Source organism: Leptospira koniambonensis (assembly GCF_004769555.1).
In the GTDB taxonomy this organism is placed as follows: domain Bacteria; phylum Spirochaetota; class Leptospiria; order Leptospirales; family Leptospiraceae; genus Leptospira_B; species Leptospira_B koniambonensis.
The window spans coordinates 804942-822172 of sequence record NZ_RQFY01000004.1; the positions used below are offsets into that span (position 1 = coordinate 804942).

The 17231-nt window shown below is 38.8% G+C and carries 14 protein-coding genes and 1 tRNA gene; 11 read left to right on the top strand and 4 right to left on the bottom strand.

Annotated elements, in window-relative coordinates; all coding sequences use genetic code 11:
- Together EHQ52_RS07840 and EHQ52_RS07845 are read left to right on the top strand one after the other, a co-directional pair.
- Window positions 1–1425 carry a TolC family protein gene (locus EHQ52_RS07840; protein ID WP_135614649.1) on the top strand — a complete coding sequence of 475 codons (1425 nt, stop codon included), beginning with the start codon at window positions 1–3 and terminating at the stop codon, window positions 1423–1425.
- Window positions 1412–4564: an efflux RND transporter permease subunit gene (locus tag EHQ52_RS07845; RefSeq protein ID WP_135614650.1), complete on the top strand. Its 3153-nt coding sequence runs from the start codon at window positions 1412–1414 to the stop codon at window positions 4562–4564. Before EHQ52_RS07840 ends, EHQ52_RS07845 begins: the two co-directional genes overlap by 14 nt.
- Window positions 4565–4831: 267 nt before the next feature.
- On the opposite strand, the gene EHQ52_RS07850 is transcribed toward EHQ52_RS07845, so the two are convergent.
- Window positions 4832–4913, bottom strand: a tRNA-Leu gene (locus tag EHQ52_RS07850).
- Window positions 4914–5026: 113 nt separating this feature from the next.
- On the opposite strand from EHQ52_RS07850, the gene hisB reads away from it, so the two are divergent.
- The 6 genes from hisB to EHQ52_RS07880 all read left to right on the top strand — a co-directional run bounded on the left by hisB (window position 5027) and on the right by EHQ52_RS07880 (window position 10671).
- The gene (gene hisB, locus EHQ52_RS07855) at window positions 5027–5608 is read left to right on the top strand and encodes an imidazoleglycerol-phosphate dehydratase HisB (RefSeq protein WP_135614651.1); all 582 of its coding nucleotides are present in this window, start codon (window positions 5027–5029) and stop codon (window positions 5606–5608) included.
- A complete protein-coding gene (gene hisH, locus EHQ52_RS07860) occupies window positions 5605–6237 on the top strand; it encodes an imidazole glycerol phosphate synthase subunit HisH (protein WP_135614652.1) in 633 nt (210 codons plus the stop codon). The genes hisB and hisH overlap by 4 nt, the downstream gene beginning before the upstream one ends.
- Window positions 6234–6968: a 1-(5-phosphoribosyl)-5-[(5-phosphoribosylamino)methylideneamino]imidazole-4-carboxamide isomerase gene (gene hisA / locus EHQ52_RS07865; protein ID WP_135614653.1), complete on the top strand. Its 735-nt coding sequence runs from the start codon at window positions 6234–6236 to the stop codon at window positions 6966–6968. The genes hisH and hisA overlap by 4 nt, the downstream gene beginning before the upstream one ends.
- A gap of 95 nt (window positions 6969–7063) precedes the next feature.
- A complete protein-coding gene (locus EHQ52_RS07870; protein ID WP_135614654.1) occupies window positions 7064–8281 on the top strand; it encodes a vitamin K epoxide reductase/DsbA family protein in 1218 nt (405 codons plus the stop codon).
- 8 nt (window positions 8282–8289) lie between these two features.
- The gene (locus EHQ52_RS07875; RefSeq protein WP_135614655.1) at window positions 8290–8832 is read left to right on the top strand and encodes a hypothetical protein; all 543 of its coding nucleotides are present in this window, start codon (window positions 8290–8292) and stop codon (window positions 8830–8832) included.
- Between the two features lie 18 nt (window positions 8833–8850).
- Entirely contained in the window at window positions 8851–10671 is a 1821-nt protein-coding gene (locus EHQ52_RS07880) for a DUF885 domain-containing protein (RefSeq protein WP_135614656.1), read from the top strand.
- On the opposite strand, the gene thiD is transcribed toward EHQ52_RS07880, so the two are convergent.
- Genes thiD through EHQ52_RS07895 form a run of 3 tightly spaced genes read right to left on the bottom strand, consistent with a single transcriptional unit; the run spans window position 10668 to window position 13654 of the window.
- The gene (thiD, locus tag EHQ52_RS07885; RefSeq protein WP_135614657.1) at window positions 10668–11471 is read right to left on the bottom strand and encodes a bifunctional hydroxymethylpyrimidine kinase/phosphomethylpyrimidine kinase; all 804 of its coding nucleotides are present in this window, start codon (window positions 11469–11471) and stop codon (window positions 10668–10670) included. The two genes, EHQ52_RS07880 and thiD, sit on opposite strands and share 4 nt — an antisense overlap.
- A gap of 18 nt (window positions 11472–11489) precedes the next feature.
- Window positions 11490–11843, bottom strand: a complete 354-nt coding sequence (locus tag EHQ52_RS07890; RefSeq protein WP_135614658.1) for an MGMT family protein — start codon at window positions 11841–11843, stop codon at window positions 11490–11492.
- Window positions 11840–13654: a sensor histidine kinase gene (locus EHQ52_RS07895; protein ID WP_135614659.1), complete on the bottom strand. Its 1815-nt coding sequence runs from the start codon at window positions 13652–13654 to the stop codon at window positions 11840–11842. Before EHQ52_RS07895 ends, EHQ52_RS07890 begins: the two co-directional genes overlap by 4 nt.
- Before the next feature lie 27 nt (window positions 13655–13681).
- On the opposite strand from EHQ52_RS07895, the gene rsgA reads away from it, so the two are divergent.
- From rsgA to EHQ52_RS07910, 3 genes are all read left to right on the top strand, one after another.
- Window positions 13682–14650 (top strand): ribosome small subunit-dependent GTPase A, encoded by a 969-nt coding sequence (gene rsgA, locus EHQ52_RS07900; RefSeq protein WP_135614660.1) that lies wholly within the window; start codon window positions 13682–13684, stop codon window positions 14648–14650.
- Window positions 14634–15950, top strand: a complete 1317-nt coding sequence (locus EHQ52_RS07905; RefSeq protein WP_135614661.1) for a hypothetical protein — start codon at window positions 14634–14636, stop codon at window positions 15948–15950. The genes rsgA and EHQ52_RS07905 overlap by 17 nt, the downstream gene beginning before the upstream one ends.
- 204 nt (window positions 15951–16154) lie before the next feature.
- The gene (locus EHQ52_RS07910) at window positions 16155–17084 is read left to right on the top strand and encodes a FecR family protein (RefSeq protein ID WP_135614662.1); all 930 of its coding nucleotides are present in this window, start codon (window positions 16155–16157) and stop codon (window positions 17082–17084) included.
- Window positions 17085–17231 lie beyond the last annotated feature (147 nt).

A 17231-nucleotide genomic window follows, 5' to 3' on the forward strand; every position in this document is an offset into this window, starting at 1 on the left:
ATGAGATATAAATCTGTTCTATCACTCATACTTGGCGGGGTATTGGTTTTAATATCTCTACCGGGGAGAGCTTCCGATTCTAATATGGATTTTTTCTGGGTCTGGGAAAAGGTGGCTGGGAATTCTCCTTCTTTACAAACTAAAAGTTTGGAGATAGAAGCCGCGAAATCCGCGAGCGCTAGAGCAGGTTTACATTGGTTTCCTAAATTATACGCGGACGTTCGTACATATCAAACAAATGATCCGACGTTAAATTTTACAGGAAAACTGGGTCAAAGATCCGCAACTCAATCTGATTTTTCCACTGCGAGCAATCGATCTAATCTTTCCAATTTTTTGGATTCCAATAACCAGCTTTATCAAAACGTAAATCCGAATTCGGCAAATATTTTTGCGAAAGATACCTTAAATCATCCGGGTAGTAATGTATATTCGCGCGGAACCTTGGGATTGGAGTTTTCCGTATATGAAGGTGGATCAGGAAAAGCGTTTAAGGAAATTAAAGATAAAGAACTTCAATCTTATGTTCTGGAATCAGAGTATTTTAGAAAAACTTTATATATTCAAACGGCCGTAGCATTTCGTTCTTCTCTGGTCTTTTTAGACGGAGTTAGGGAGAGAGAGAAAATGTTACGTCAACTGAACTCCTTCGTAAAATCATATAGATTGGATGCCGTCGGAAATCCGATCGGACATTCCGGTTTTCTCGCATTAAGATCCGTTCAACTTAGGGTTTCTTCTGAAATAAAGGAGAAAGAACTATATCAAAAAGAATCCATAGAATTGATCAGAATATTGTCCGGAGGCGTAATTGAAAATTTACAACCTACTGAAATGTCTTCTCGATTTTATGAAGAAGTTTTACCACTGCCGTCTTCTGAATCAGAAAGACAGACTGCGATTTCCAAAATTTTGGAATCTCATTCAAATATATCCAAACAAAGAGTAACAATGGAGAATTCTAAATTTCTACCTAAGGTAGGAGTTTATGCAGAAGCATATGGATACAATGGTGATAGGAATTTTGCAAATTCTTATAATGCAGGAGTTTTTCTGCAAATGAATCTTCTAAGTCCTACTGATATAGGTTCCAAAAAGGAAGCGATGATCCAAGCCGAAGCGGCAGAAACAAAAGCGAAGGAGGCAAGAATGAAAGAAAACTCTGAGTTCAGGATCCTTTTAGAAAAGGAAAGAGTACTTTCTGAAAATAGAAAAGATTCCGAGCAATCCTATCGGATACAATATGAACAACTTCTTCTTTCTCAATCATTATTTAAAAGAGGAAATATTCCTGCTTTAAGTTTGGCAGAAAGTTTCTCAAGAACCTCTGATGCTTTATCCAGAAAAGAGTTTATGGATTTGGAATATTTAAAAACGAGAGCTCAGCTCATCCTTTATTCCGAGGAAAACAATGAAGGAAAATAATAAACAAACACAATCCGAAGGTTTCGCAGGGATACTAGCAGGAAAATTTATCAATTCTAAATTGACTCCTATCTTTGCTATAACGAGCATCCTTGCCGGAATTTTATCAGTATATCTAACTCCTAAGGAAGAAGAGCCGCAGATTTCAGTTCCTATGGTGGATATTTCATTTTCTTCTCCTCAATATTCAGCAAATGAGATGGAAAGAAAAATTACGGAACCAGTAGAAAGATCCGTATGGGGTTTGGAAGGAGTAGAGTATGTTTATTCTGCAACCAAAGATCATCAATCTTTGGTCACCGTCCGCTTTAAGGTCGGAGAACCTTTAGAGCCGTCTTTGGTTAAGATCCATCACAAAATTATAGAGGTCAGAAATCAACTTCCTCCAAATACATCTGATCCATCAGTAAATTCTTATACAATTGATGATGTTCCTTTTTTGGCTCTTACTTTCAGCTCTACTGATATAGATGATTATTCTCTTCGTAGTTTAATCTCTCCTTTGGCTAGAGAACTATCTTCTACTCCCGATCTTTCCAAGGTCGAGTTATTAGGAGGAAGAAAAAAATCAGTTCGAGTGATCGCAAATCCAGAAAGAATGAAAGAGTTTGGCATAGATTTTATCCAAATTGCACAAAGTCTTCAGGCAAATTCTTCTGACTTTCCTGCGGGAAAGAACTGGGGAGCAAAAAACGTTTACGATATAGAGGTCGGGTCATCGATCCGAAATACGGATGATCTTAAAAAAATCCCAATCAAACAAAGTTGGGGAAAAGTTATTAAACTAGGAGATATAGCTCAAGTATACGAAGGACCTCAAGAGAGAAGCAAACAATCTTTTTTGTTTCAGAAGGAACACCTGGGTATTGGGGAAAATGCAGTTACGATCGTATTCTCAAAAAGAAAAGGAACGAATGTAGAAGAATTAGCGAAAATTATCCGAGAACGAGCAGATGAATTTAGAAAAGACCTTCCGAGTGGAATAAAACTTAGCGTAATACGTGATTACGGTAGAACTGCAGGAATAAAATCAAAAGAACTAATTGAACATCTTCTTATAGCAACTATTTCAGTTTCCGTTTTGATCGCTTTATGGATGGGATTTCGAGCTTCCTTCGTAGTATTCGTAGCGATCCCAGTCACCTTGGCTCTTACATTAGCAATTTATTATCTTCTGGATTACACTCTGAATCGTGTTACCTTATTCGCTTTGATTTTCTCAATAGGTATACTCGTAGACGATGCAATTGTTGTGGTCGAGAATATAGAAAGACATCTTAAGTTTCCTGGAACTAAAAGTAAGATCAGATCTATCATAGATGCAGTTTCGGAAGTGGGAAATCCGACTATATTGGCAACTTTCACAGTGATTGCTGCGATATTACCGATGGCCTTTGTACGTGGTTTAATGGGGCCTTATATGAAACCAATTCCTGTCGGAGCAAGCCTTGCTATGCTTCTTTCTCTTTTTGTAGCGTTTTCCGTTATTCCTTGGATAAGTTTAAAAATTTTGAAAGAACATAACGCGGCTCCAACTAAACAGAAAATTTCTCGTTTAGATGGTATTTATCTAAAAATTGCCGGATGGCTTTTAGAATCTAAATCAAACTTGATAAAAATGATCCTTTTGATTATAGCACTATTTGCTATTTCAGTTTCCTTGGTGGCATTTAAAGCTGTGAAAGTGAAAATGTTGCCTTTTGATGATAAAGATGAATTTCAGATCATACTGGATTTTGATCCAAGGACTCCTCTTTCTAAAACTGTAGAATTAAGTTCGCAACTTGCAAAATCGATTCTTAAAGAAGAGAATGTGGAGAAGGTCCAGATTTTTGCGGGAGAGCCTGCGCCCTTCTCTTTTTCTGGAATGGTAAAACATACTTTTTTAAGAAGAGAGGAATGGAAATCGGATCTTCATATTGTATTAAAAGATAAAGATTCCAGAAAGAAAAATAGCCACGAAATTATAGAATCCATTCGGCCTATTTTAGACAAATATAATAAGGAAAATTCTGTACTTAGCAAGGTGTTGGAAATTCCTCCTGGGCCTCCGGTACTTTCTACACTAGTTATAGAAATATATGGGCCCACTGAAAGCGAAAGGATCAAAGTCGCCAAAGAGATTCGTTCAATTGCGGAAGGTCAGGAAGGAATTGTAGATCTGGATTCCAGTCTTTCTGAGATCAGGCCTAAGATAAGATACCCTTTCAAATTTGATAAAGGAGGACTTGCTGGAGTTCCATCTTCGATAATGGCAAGAAACGCTGGATTGTTCTTCGGAGAAACTCCTGCATTCATCCTATCTGAATCGGAACATCCGGAGGATATTTCTGTGGATCTATCTGTTCCGAGCGAATTTAGATCTTCGCATTCTCCATTTTCCAGTTGGGATCTATCCTCTCAATTTTCTGGATCCGTTTCTCCTAAAAATTTAGTTGGAGAAGGAGAGAGAATTTCTTCAAAAGTACTTCATCGAAAAAATCTAAAACCTGTAGAATATGTGACTGCAGAATTTTCTGGAAAAGAAGAAGCGCCGGTTTACGGAATTCTTTCGTTGAGTCCAAAAATCAAATATCCAACTTTTACTTCCGAGGTGCCTTGGAATACAAAACATCCAATTTTAAAATGGGATGGAGAATGGTTCATAACATACGAGGTCTTTCGTGATCTAGGCGGGGCGTTTGCAGTTGTGATGATCTTGATCTATGTTTTGGTTCTCGGTTGGTTCCAAGATTATAAACTTCCGATTATCATAATGGCGCCGATACCTATTTCGCTTATCGGAATTATTCCGGGGCATTTAGTTTCGGGAGCTTATTTTACTGCGACATCCATGATCGGATTTATTGCGGGAGCTGGGATCATAGTTCGAAACTCAATCATCTTAGTGGATTTTATTCAAGCAGAGATCGAAGCAGGCAAGGATCTGAAAAGAGCTGTTTTGGATGCAGGAGTAGTCCGTTTCCGTCCAATGTTTTTGACAGCAGCAGCAGTGATTGTTGGATCTTCTGTAATGTTATTCGACCCAATTTTTCAAGGTCTGGCGGTGTCTTTAATTTTCGGGGAGATTGCGGCGACAGTGTTGAGCAGGTTTGTCGTTCCTGCGTTTTATTTTTGGTTTTCTGAAAGAAGAGGGTGATTTTGCCGAAGAAGGGACTCGCCCGCTACGCAGTTTACCATCCAGCAAAACTTGGTTCCGCGGCGTGTCTCACTGGCCTCAATAAATAAGGACTCGCCGTTTCGCAATCTCGCATCCTGCTCGATTGAGCTCCACGGCGTCTCGTCCGAGCCTCAGGACATCCTGTCCTTCGGTCGCAAACATTACGCTTCCTACGGGTCGCTATGTTTGCTTTCTCGGACTCGCTTCGAGTCCCTTAGATCCTAATTTGATATTAGTGAAATTTTTTGCCGAAGAAGGGACTCGAACCCCCACGGTGTTACCCGCTGGTACCTGAAACCAGTGCGTCTACCAATTCCGCCACTTCGACTAGTGTTTGGAGGGTGTTTCCCTGCGGATAATTTTGCCTTTAGGGACTTTCCGTCAGCTTATTTTTGGAATTCATTGACACGATAATTAATAGGAAAGTAGGGTCAGGATAGAATGAAAGAAGAACGCAAAACTTCGGAGACGGACATCAAGCTCTCCCTGAATGCTCGGGGTACAGGTAATTATAAATTCGATACTCAAATTCCGTTTTTCGAGCATATGCTTTCCCATGTTTCTAAACATGGTCTTCTGGATATTGATCTATGGCTGAGAGGCGACATAGAAATTGATTGCCACCATAGCGTTGAGGACACTGCGATCCTTCTTGGCGCAACTCTTCATAAGCAGTTGGGAGACAAGGCAGGTATCCGAAGGTACGGTCATTATACTCTTCCAATGGACGAGGTTCTTACCACTGTTGCTGTGGACTTGGGTGGTAGATATTATTATAAATACACCGGTCCGGAACTTGTAGGTAAGTTTGGTATTTATGATGCAGAGCTGTCGTTGGAATTCCTACAGAAGTTTGCCTTGAATGCTAAGATGAATCTTCACGTTCATGTTCATTACGGAGAAAACCGTCACCATATTCATGAATCTATTTTTAAAGCTTTCGGTAAGGCTTTAAGAATGGCGATTGAAATTGATCCTGCTTCCGGCGGAGCAATTCCATCTACTAAAGGTGTCTTGGAATGATAGCCGTTCTTGATTATGGAATGGGAAATATTCACTCCTGCTTAAAAGCGATCTCACTTTTTACTAAAGATTTTTCTTATACTAAGGATCCGTCCGTTTTGAAAGAAGCGGATGCGATCATTCTTCCTGGTGATGGTCATTTTGATAAGGCAATGAAAAATCTAAATGAATCAGGTCTGAGAACTTTTGTCGATGATCACGTAAAGGCAGAAAAACCTTTGTTCGGGATCTGTATCGGTTTTCAAATTTTGTTCGAAGATTCTGACGAGGTTATTTCAGGAAATAAGAATACAACTGTTCCTGGACTAGGTTATGTCAAAGGTAAGATCCGAAAGTTTAAGGGAAAAAATTATAAGGTCCCTCATATCGGATGGAATAAATTATACCAAAGAAGTCCTTCCAAAAGTAATTTATTGAAAAATTTAGAAGACGAATCCTTCGCATATTTTATACACTCCTACCGTCCCGTTGGAGTGGAGAATTCCGCGATCACAGGCTTCTGCGATTATTATGGGGAGAAGTTCCCAGCAGTAGTTGAGAAAGGAAACGTTTTCGGAACTCAATTCCATCCCGAAAAGTCCTATTCCTTCGGTTTAAAGATTCTGGAGAACTTTATTCAATCCTTATGATTTTAATTCCTGCCATTGATTTGTTGGATAATTGCGCTGTTAGATTATTCAAAGGCAATTACGACGAGAAAACGATCTATTCCACCGAACCTTGGAAACTTGCAGAAGGTTTCGAAAGAAACGGTGCTACTCTTTTACATCTTGTAGATCTGAACGGTGCAAGAAACCAGATCGGGATCAACACGGAAGCTATTTCAAAAATTCGTAAATCTTCTAAGCTAAAAATCCAGCTAGGCGGCGGGATCAGAGATAAGGAGAAGTTAGAATATTACGATTCAATCGGTATTGATCGTTTTATTCTAGGAACTGCTGCAGTTAATAATCCAGAACTTCTGGACTTCGCACTCAAAAAGTACGGAGAGGATAGGATCGTCGTAGCAGTGGACGCCAGAGACGGCATAGTCAAAATTGCAGGTTGGGAAGTAGACTCCGGTGTGAAGTATCTGGACCTTCTTGAAAAAATGCAACAAGCTGGTATCCGTAATATTATTTTTACGGATATTGCCCAAGATGGAACTTTGGCGGGTCCAAACCTTAACGCATATAAGGAAATTTTAAGCAGATATAATTTTCAGGTAATTGCATCAGGTGGTATTTCTTCTTTGAAAGATATCATGGCGCTGTCCGCATTGGGGACTTCTGTTCCGATGTATGGTGTGATTACTGGAAAAGCTTTATACGAAGGTAAAATAGATCTGGCCGAAGCTATCACAAGCCTGGGCTCCGATTAATTTTTAATTCCCTTTTATAAGTACAGATTCGCATATTTTTTCTTTCCTTATGCCTTCCAGGTACGTATAAAGGTATTTTGTAATCGGAGTCCCGAATGAAAAAACTGTCCCCTAGCTCTATTCTTGCCGTAATTTCCGGTATCGCGGCGTTTATCTCGTTCTTATTGATCAGAAAATATTTCGGCGGAGAAACTGCTGACGGACTTGCACAATCTCTCTGTGATGCAGTCAGTGAATCAGGATCTTGTTCTAAGGTCTCCGAAAGTAGCATTTCTGCGATCAGAAATGTTCCTTGGTTAGGAGATCTTCCTATCGCTCTATTCGGATTCGCATTTTACGGATTTGTTACATACCTTTTTGTAAGATCAGAAAAAAGTCCTGAAAACAAAGAAGGGTACCTTCTTCTTTCCTTTTACATTTTGCTTGTAGCATTGGTGATCGATCTTGGATTATTCTCTGCTTCTGTATTTTACATAGATGCGATCTGCGGGCTATGCGCGGTTACTTGGATCTCTACTTTGATTTTGGTCGCTGGAACCTTCTTCCAAATTAAAGATTATAAGGACAAGTCCTTGAAAAAAGCATTGGGTATCTTACAACTCGAAGGTTTAAATTCTTATATAGTAGTTTTATTGTTCTTAGCGGCAGGCCAGATCGGTGGTAAATCTTTCCATGATTCTCTGGTAGATGGAGAACATACTGGCGTAGCTCAGATCCAAAAACAAATGGCTGATTATGAAAAGGCCCAGCCGGTTCCGATTGATCTGAAAGGTTCATCTATACAAGGAGATCCTAATGCTCCGATCACAATCGTAAAATTCGCTGACTTCAATTGTGGTCACTGTATGGATACTTCTCATATCTTAAAAAGGGTTTTGAGAGATTATCCAGGGCTTGTGAAGATCGTTTATAAAAATTTCCCGTTAGATGCGAATTGTAACCGAATGGTTCAATCTCCTCGCCCTGATGCAAGTTCTTGTGTGGCTGCTTCTGCCGCGATCTGTGCGGATAAACAGAATAAATTTCCTGCGGTTTACGAAGGACTTTATAGAAACACTGAGAATCGTATCGCTCATTCTCCAGCTTCTGTCTTGAGTTTAGCTCAACAAGAAGGATTGGATATGAATCAGTTCCGCGCTTGTTTGTCTTCTACTGCAGTTCGTGATCAGATCAATAAAGAAGTAGATGATGCTGAGAAGGTAGAGATCCACAGTACACCTAGTTTATTTATTAATAATAAACCGATCCAAAGCGGAACTCCTAAAGAAGCTTTCTTAAGAGCTTTGATTGAAAGTTTAATTAAGAAGGTCTGAGGTTTTAAGTGTCGGAAGCAGCCGAAGTCTCTAAAAAGAATTTCTATTGTAGGAACTGCGGCTCTTCCATTCTTTCCGATTCGGAAAAATGTTTGTTTTGTGGTTCTTATCAGTTACCTGGAAGAATTCCTTTTTTCAAATTTTTATCTGAGAGCCGATTATTCCGCACTGCTTTCTTTTTCCCTTTTTCGGCTCTGATCACTTTTGCTCTTCCTATCATACACGCCTTGAATCCAATTCCATTTTTAGATTGGTCTTGGGTGCTTCTAATTTCCTTTTTCTTTTTTACATTCTCCATCTTCGGATTTATTTCAGAATGGATCTTTTTGAATAAATTCAAAGGTGATGCAAAAGATTTTAGAGAAGGATTTTTCGAATGGCAGAAGACTTTATATCTTCGTAATCCTTACCTGTCCTATTTCGGAATGTTCTTATTTGTATGTGTTCCTTTGTTAAATTGGGAAAATCATTTTTCTTTTGCGGTATCTTCCTCCGCGATCTGGACATTATTACTCGTATTTTTATCTAAAATTCTTATTCCACTTTTCTAAACATCGGAGTTACCATCCATGCTGAAGAAGATCTTAATCATCTCTTTATCTGTTATTATCGTACTTGTCCTTTCTCTCGGAATTTTAATATGGCACACAATCAATTTCCGACCGATCACATTAGGTTTATACTATGAAAAGATCTTTTGGGAGAATGTTCTGGATGATCCTGAAACTTTAACATCTCTTAGAATTTTGGATTCTTGGGGAATCACTTCTCATAATTACAAATGGTCTGACTCTTCTCCCGAAAAAGAAATGGAAAGAGCAGACAAAGCAAAAAGAGATCTGGAAACACTTAGGACTTATGATTCTTCTAGACTAAGTGGTGAAGATAGGATCTATTATAAAGCTTTAGAATGGGATCTGGAACTTGCGGCGGATTACGAAAAATACATCTATAATTCTTATCCAGTAAACCAGCTATTCGGTGTTCAAAATCATATTCCTTCCTTCTTAGCAACTTCTCATATGATAGAAGATTATGAAGATGTGGGATCTTACATTACAAGGTTAAAAGGGATTTCTGAAAAGTTGGATCAAGTGATCCGAGGTTTGGAAGTCAGACATTCCAACGGAGTGATTCCGCCTGATTTTATTTTAAAAAGGGTTTTGGACGAATTAAAAAATTTCAGAGTTAAAAATCCGGAAGATAATATTTTATATGTTAGCCTTCGTAAAAAATTAGAGAAGAATGATGAGATCCTTTCTGATCAAAAAACTTCTTCCTTGGCCGAAGTAAAAAAGGTATTAGAAACTTCTGTTTATCCGGCGTATTCTAAACTCCAAAATTTTTTAGAACAACAACTTAAGTCGGCGGATAATAAAGCAGGAGTTTGGAAACTTCCAAATGGTGAGAAGTTTTACGAACATACTTTAAAATATCATACTACTACAAATCTTTCTCCTGAGGAAGTCCATTCTATCGGAATTTCAGAAGTTGCTAGAATACAAACTGAAATGAAATCTATTTTGGAAACTTCAGGGATCAAAGTTTCAAATCTGCAAACTACTATGAGGCAGTTGAGAGAAAAGCCTGAGTTCCAATTTCCAAATACTCCTGAAGGAAAAGAAAAAGTTATCGAGGTCTATAAAGAGATCTTAAAAGAATCTATCGAAAAATCTAAACCTATCTTTCCTTCTTGGCCTAGAGCAAAAGTTCAGGTAGAAAGAATCCCTGAATTCAAAGAGGCAGGAGCACCTGGAGCTTATTACGAAGAACCAAGTCTAGATGGCAAACGCCCTGGTGTATTCTACGCTAATTTACGCGACTTAAAAGAAATCCCTAAATTCGGGATGAACACATTGACTTATCATGAAACAATTCCGGGACATCATTTACAAATTGCTTGGTCCCAAGAATTAACCTCTGCCCCTAGAAAATTAAGAACCACACATTTCACTGCATTTGTAGAAGGCTGGGCCTTATACGCGGAAAGACTTGCAAAAGATTATAATTTTTACTCAGACCCGAATGTAGATTTAGGAAGACTACAAGCAGAACTATTTAGAGCAGTTCGCTTGGTTGTGGATACAGGAATTCATTATAAACGTTGGAGTAGAGAAGACGCAATTCGTTATATGTCTGACAATACCGGCATGGCTCCAAAAGAAGTCTCTACAGAGATTGAAAGATATATTGTATATCCTGGACAGGCCTGTTCTTATAAGATTGGAATGATCTCTTTTCTAAAAATGAGAGAGGATTGGAAATCAGTCAAAGGAGAAGCTTTCGATATTAAAGAGTATCACGGCTTCGTTTTAGGAAAAGGTTCTCTTCCATTAGAAATTTTAGAAAAAGCTTCTAAGGAAGAACTGGGACTAGTTCCTAAAAATTAGATCTTTGGATTATGATTTAGTGTTTTGGTCTTTCCTGCCGGGAACGATTGTAAAATCGCCGCATGTAGGAATTCCCTCGCCTTAGTGACAGACTCAGAAAGCGAGGATCCTTGTGCCAAATAAGAGGCTATCGCAGAAGAATAAGTGCACCCTGTTCCATGAGGATTGAAATCTTCGACAAAAGGTTTTGTGTATTTGAAGGATTCTCCATTCGGAATTCCTAATACATCCAGCGCTTCTATGGAATTTTTTATATGACCGCCCTTTAATAAAACAGGCACTCCTAGTTTTTTAGAAAGAGAAACTGCTTCTAGTTCCATGGATTCAATTTTAGAAATTTCTCCAGAACCTAAAATTTTTGCCTCATCCAAGTTTGGAGTAACGAGACTCGCCATAGGAATTAATTCTGAAATTAAAGATTGGATTGCTTCATCTTGCAGAAGTTTGGCACCGCTTGTGGCAACCATCACAGGATCTAAAACTAATTCGAAGTTTTGACCTTTAGCCTTATAGTCTTTTAAGATTTTTGAAATTCTTCTGATTAAGCTTTCGGAGAATAACATTCCGGTTTTAATTGCTTTTACTGGAAAATAAGAAAGTACAGCTATAAGTTGTTTTTCAAGAAAATCAGGATCTATTTCTAAAATTCCTGTGACACCATCTGGATTTTGAGCGGTTAAACAAGTGATTACGGAAGTTCCGAAAGACCCGGTGGAGTTGAAAGTTTTTAGATCTGCTTGGATGCCTGCTCCACCTCCGGAGTCTGAACCTGCGATTGTTAATACTACCGGCTTTTGCATTCGGAACCTTACATTAAATTAATCAGGCCAGCCGAATCGTTTCCAATCCACGACCTCTTCTCTAGAAAATTTGATACCTTCTGATTCTAAAAGTTTTTTTTGTATAATCGCTCTTGGAGTGTCACCCCTATGAGAAATTTTTCCCATACTATTGATAACTCTTTGCCAAGGGATCTTCTGTTCTTGGCCCTTTTTTAGAGCGTTTAAAGCATACCCTACTGCTCTGGCAGCTCTTGGTTTTCCGATCAGGACTGCAATCCGGCCATAACTTGTGACTTTTCCTTTCGGAACCTTCTTTACGATTTTGTAAACTAGATCGTAAAAGTTCTCTGGCTTTGGTTCTAACTTTTTCTTTTTAGGTTTTGCTGTCATACGGCAGGTTTTTCAAGACTAGTTTCTGCAATAGGTTGAGGAGGTCTAAGTGGCAATTCAACTTTGAATACTGTTTTTCCAGGTATGGATTCTACAGTGATTTTTCCTTTGTGCTTTTCCACGATACCTTTTACGATACCTAGCCCGAGTCCGGAACCTTCGCCCTGATCTTTTGTAGTGAAGAATGGATCCCAGATCCTATCTTTAATTGTAGAATCAATTCCTGGGCCATCGTCTTGTACTTCTATAGTAACTGTGTCTCCAGCAGAATACACTGATAATTCAATTGTTCCCTGGCCTCGAATTGCTTGGTTTGCATTTTGGATTAGATTGGTCCAGACTTGATTTAATTCATCCGGATTACATACAACTTTCGGAATACTGGAGAAGTTTGTCTTCACTTCTACTCCATACTTGAGTTGGTTGTTCATGATCACCAAAGTATTTTCGATACCTTCTATCAGGTCTGCGCTGGTAAATGATTTACTTTGGTCCAGGTGAGAATAATATTTTAAAGCTTTTACGATACGAACGATATTTTTGATAGAATATTTGATATTCTTAATATTTCGGTTGGTGTTGGATGCATGTTTTAGCATCTCGTATCCTGGTTTTGCACCTTGGGCTAAAATTTCCAGGATGTACTTTCGAACTTCCATGATATCGTTTTCAATAATGAAAGAGGCGACCTCGCCGGCTAAGGAAACTTCAATCCCCATTTCGACCATTTCTTCTTTCATTTCTCTTTTGATCCGGAACTTATCCTTTGATTCCATTGTCTGGCTTTTTTTCCGATCTCTTAAGATATGAAGAAGTGCTACTTCGAATGATTTTCTTAACTTTTTGTTTCGTGCGAATCGAACGATTTCGAATACGTTCTTTACGATATAATTCATATTCGATTCTAGATTATCTGCAGAACCGTTAATTACTCCGGCAGGAGTATTGATCTCATGTGCGATCCCAGCAACCATGGTTCCCAAAGAAGCCATCTTTTCAGACATGATCAATTGGGACTGAGCGCTCTCTAGCTCTTGGGTCCTATGGCGAACTTTTTCTTCAAGAGTTTCTGTAAGTTCTATTAGCCTTTCGTAAAAAATGGAATTGGAAAGTGACATCACTGAAACAGAACGCATCTCATTTAGTTTTTCGAGTTCGGAAGCATTGTATCTTCTTCCATCATTTTTAGGCCCTAAAACAAGCATCCCTAAAAGACTTTTGTTTAAGATTAATGGGACAAGAAGATCCGCTTTTGTTTTTGAAGCGAATGAAAGTGCATGTTCTCTGATCTGTTGTAGTTTTGCGTTTTCTACAAATTCTTCTGAATAAAAGATTTTATCGTGTTCAGTGATCCATAACAGGAATGGATCGAAGATATAAAAATGATCTTCTCCTGATTCTCTTGGATATGGAGAGAATTTTCCAAGATCTTCTCTCCATAAATAAATTTTGGCCCTGCTTGCATTGATAATACTTGGTAGAAATTTCAGTATTTTATCGCATACACTTTCTGTGATGTTGGTTGCAATCAGATCACTTTTGAATTTATCTAACGAAGAAAGGTATTTTACATATTCTTGGTCCGTCAGTTTAGAAAGTGCGGATGATAAATTCCATGCTGGTCCGAATTCGTTGAACCATATCCAAACAAAAACAGCAGCCAATGTGGTAAAAGGCAAACTGATGAGAAGCACGATTGTACGATCCGGATCCAAAGATCTGAAATCCAAACCGAATATGAGCGCCGATTGCAGAAGGAATGCGGCTAAAACAAGACCGAATATTGGTCCGAATTTGCGTATGATTTTCATCGCGTGCCTGTAAAATTAGGCTTAAGAATGTCTAGTTCCACGATTCCAGTAAAGGAGTTTTTTACGATAGCAAGGGTCTTTGGGGCCTTCTATGATTTGTATTCGCAAGAAAGAGGAAGAGTAAGAGCCGTACTTAGAGGAAGGCTCAGAAATATCGCCGCAAAAGAAAGACATCCCTTTGTTGTAGGCGACAGGGTTTGCGCGATGGAATCAGGCGGAGAATGGGCAATCGAAGAAAGATTGTCCCGTAAAAACGAACTTTTACGTAAAAGTAAAGAGGGAGATGCACAGGTACTTTGTGCGAATGTAGATCAAATTGCAGTGCTCGCTTCTCTAAAAGATCCCGAAACTAAAGATGGCTTTTTAGATCGATGTTTGGCGGCGGCCTATCTGTCTCAGGTCCCTCCCCTAATCATATTCACAAAATCAGATTTAGTGGACCAAGAAACTGCGATTAAACGCTCTTCTGTTTATAAAGATTTAGGCTATGATATAATTATTGTTTCTTGCCAGACCGGCCAAGGTCTAGAAGAACTATGCTCCAAGTTTTCTTCCAAAACTACCTACTTGGTAGGAAATTCAGGAGTCGGAAAATCTAGCTTAGTAAACGTCTTATCCGACAGGGAATTACAAAAAACTTCTCAGGTAAGTCTTTCCACTAAGAAGGGTAAACATACGACTACAAACTCAAACTTTCTGGTCTTGGAAGATAATATCGTATTAATCGATTCTCCAGGTATCAAAGAATGGGGGATTTTACATTTATCTAAAGGTGAGATCTTGGAAAGTTATCCGGAATTGAGAAAGTATAAAGAAGAATGTGATATTTCCGACTGTTGTGACGCGGGCCCAGGATGCAAAATGTTGTTTTCTATGGGAGAAGCGACCGATATAAGTATGGAAAGAAGAAAGAGCTTGGAATCTATGCTTGCAAGCTTGGAAAACCCGTTTAGAATCACACGTAGAGATCACTTAAAGAATGAAAGTAAATCCTAAATCGGTAGAATATGGATCGATAGACGAGGTTCTGAACTTCGTGCGCGATTATAACGCTGGGAATATGTTACGTTTCCTAAATGCGATCGAGGACAATAGCGGCAATATTCTAGTCAAGGAAGAGGTTCAGGTAAAAGAATCTGCTCTTACCCGACTCAAGGAAATTAAGGGTCAGTACAATCCCGAATTTAAGATCAAATTAACCAAAGAATTAATCAGTCAGATCCAAGATAAACTTTCCGAAAAAATCGTTCTGCAACTTAAGAATACAGATAAGAAATTCTTAAAGTTCATGTACGAAGAGAATAAATTCAACTTTAAGGGAATTATTCGTAACGGGATCAATAATAAGAAACATCTACTCGCTCTCTTTAAAGTTTACGAAACAAATCCCCACTTTTTTAAACATATCTGCGAATTAGGTTTATTGGCTCTGGGAATTGTTCTGATCCCGGATGCACTTAAATATAAAATGTTACGCAGATATTCTTTCCTTGGCGGGATCTTTATGGATATCGCTCGTGTCACTGGAGACCAATGGAATAAACCATTTCCTGATGATACGGAAAAAACAAGGATCGCAAAACAATGCGCTAACTTCATGCAGAAGTTGGATCTTCCTGAATTCGTATGTTCCGCCGCTTCTAACCATGTTCCGCTCGGACTACAAGATAATGTGGATGTATCTGCTGCAGCCGGGTCGAAAAAATCTGAGAGAGAAAATCCTGACGAAACATTCTTCGCAGAGATGATGGTAGATGACGGAGAAAGCGATTCTACTCCTGACGACGAAGAAGACGCAGGACTTCCAGATAAATCAGAAGATTTGTTACGTGAACTTCTTACAGATTCCCTAAAGATCGCTAGATATATTCATACTGTTAGCTCCTTTTCCCATGATAAAGAATATGTAATGGAAGAGTTGGTATACTTTTTAGCTTATAATACTTCCAGAGGTTACTTCAATGAAGTACTTGCTAATCCTCTGGTGAACTTATTTAAACAATTTGAAGAAAACGTAAAACGTATGCGCAAGTTAGCAGAAGTGGAGATGCAATGTCTTCATCCTCCTGCAGCTTGGGCTTATCCAAAACCTAAGGCAAGCCAGGTTTTATGTAAGAATAAAGTCTGGGATTGTCCGAATATAGTGCAAGGTTGGGACATTCACGTCATCTCATCTCAAGAAGCATTCGGTTGGGTGGGCTCCAGTCTACCTGCGGATCATTATCCGAAGTGTAAATTAGAGGAAGAGCTGGACTCTTTACCTGAAGTAGAACCTAAAAAGGCAGAGAAGAAGTAGAATTTGTTCTCAAATAGCTAACCCTTAAGGGTTAGTTTTTATAGTTTCTAATAGAATCTGCCAAAGGGACATTTTTAGGAAATTTTTTTCCAAACCAAATCTTTTGCTTTTTGTAAAATGGTTTAAACATAAGTATTGGTAAAAAGTCCTTGTTAGTTTGTTATATCTAGAGGATTCTTAAGCTTAAAAAGCGGGGGAGAATATATGTTAAAAAATAAAAACACCCTAATTCTAATGACCCTACTAGCAGTTAGTTATCTAATCGCTTGTAGCCCTAAAACAAGCAGTGGCCAAGTTAAATCAGAAGCAGCATCTTCGACTGCTAAGATTGTTTGGTTGAATGGTGACGTAAAAGTCCAGTCCGCCGAAGGTGAGAAAAAAGCCGAATTCGGTCAGACAGTAACTGCTGCAGACACTATCCTTACAGGTAAAAACGGATCTGTAGAGATCATGGTTGCCGAAAGTGGTATCATCAAAGTTTCTAAAGAAAGTGAAGTATCTGTTGCTACACTAGTTGGAGACGAAGGAACTAACGTTAAGGTTAATCTGAACTATGGAAGGATCGTAACTCTGGTTCGCAAAGAGAACAAAAACTCCGATTTCAACGTAGTAACTCCTACTGCTCTTGCGGGAGTTCGCGGAACTACCTTCTTAACTTCTGTTGAAAATCCATCAGGAACAAAAGTGAATTGTGCGGAAGCTCATTGCGATGTAAAATTCGCAGTATTAGAAGGTTCTGTTGCAGTATCCAAAGTTGGAGAAGAGTCTGAAGTCATCTTGGAAAGAAACAGAGAGATCACTCTGAAGAAAAACCAAAAGTTGACTGAAAAACTGATCCTTTCTCTCAGACCTGAATCGGTAAAAGAACTAAAAGGACTAATCGTCCTTAAGAAAAACGACGTTTTAGAATATAATAACCTGGTAGATGAGTTGAAAGCATCCAGCGAAGAACTTCGCATTTTGAGCCAGGCTTCCACTGTGGAAGAAGTTCGTACTCAATTGCAGAAACGTGAAGCTACTAGAGCCAACGCGGATGAAGTAGCAAGAACCGCTCAGCAAGTGAACGAAACTAAATACGTTCAACAAGACGTTCAAAAAGAAAAGTTGAAACTTAATCCGAAAGAAACTTTCTAATTTAGTTTCTTTCTTCTTTTCCGCTTTTCTAAAATTTTATAGGACCCCGCTATGCAGCGGGGTTTCTCTTCATATACGCATTCTCGCGTAAATATTTCGTAATTTTCTAATGCTCTAGAAAACCTACCAAGGTCGGATATTTCTTTC

Coding starts and splice junctions, on each gene's coding strand:
- EHQ52_RS07840 (WP_135614649.1), top strand. CDS start 1: ATGAGATATAAATCTGTTCTATCACTCATACTTGGCGGGGTATTGGTT.
- hisA (WP_135614653.1), top strand. CDS start 6,234: ATGATTTTAATTCCTGCCATTGATTTGTTGGATAATTGCGCTGTTAGA.
- EHQ52_RS07880 (WP_135614656.1), top strand. CDS start 8,851: ATGCTGAAGAAGATCTTAATCATCTCTTTATCTGTTATTATCGTACTT.
- EHQ52_RS07905 (WP_135614661.1), top strand. CDS start 14,634: ATGAAAGTAAATCCTAAATCGGTAGAATATGGATCGATAGACGAGGTT.
- EHQ52_RS07895 (WP_135614659.1), bottom strand. CDS start 13,654: ATGAAAATCATACGCAAATTCGGACCAATATTCGGTCTTGTTTTAGCC.
- EHQ52_RS07870 (WP_135614654.1), top strand. CDS start 7,064: ATGAAAAAACTGTCCCCTAGCTCTATTCTTGCCGTAATTTCCGGTATC.
- EHQ52_RS07845 (WP_135614650.1), top strand. CDS start 1,412: ATGAAGGAAAATAATAAACAAACACAATCCGAAGGTTTCGCAGGGATA.
- rsgA (WP_135614660.1), top strand. CDS start 13,682: ATGTCTAGTTCCACGATTCCAGTAAAGGAGTTTTTTACGATAGCAAGG.
- hisB (WP_135614651.1), top strand. CDS start 5,027: ATGAAAGAAGAACGCAAAACTTCGGAGACGGACATCAAGCTCTCCCTG.
- EHQ52_RS07910 (WP_135614662.1), top strand. CDS start 16,155: ATGTTAAAAAATAAAAACACCCTAATTCTAATGACCCTACTAGCAGTT.
- thiD (WP_135614657.1), bottom strand. CDS start 11,471: ATGCAAAAGCCGGTAGTATTAACAATCGCAGGTTCAGACTCCGGAGGT.
- EHQ52_RS07890 (WP_135614658.1), bottom strand. CDS start 11,843: ATGACAGCAAAACCTAAAAAGAAAAAGTTAGAACCAAAGCCAGAGAAC.
- hisH (WP_135614652.1), top strand. CDS start 5,605: ATGATAGCCGTTCTTGATTATGGAATGGGAAATATTCACTCCTGCTTA.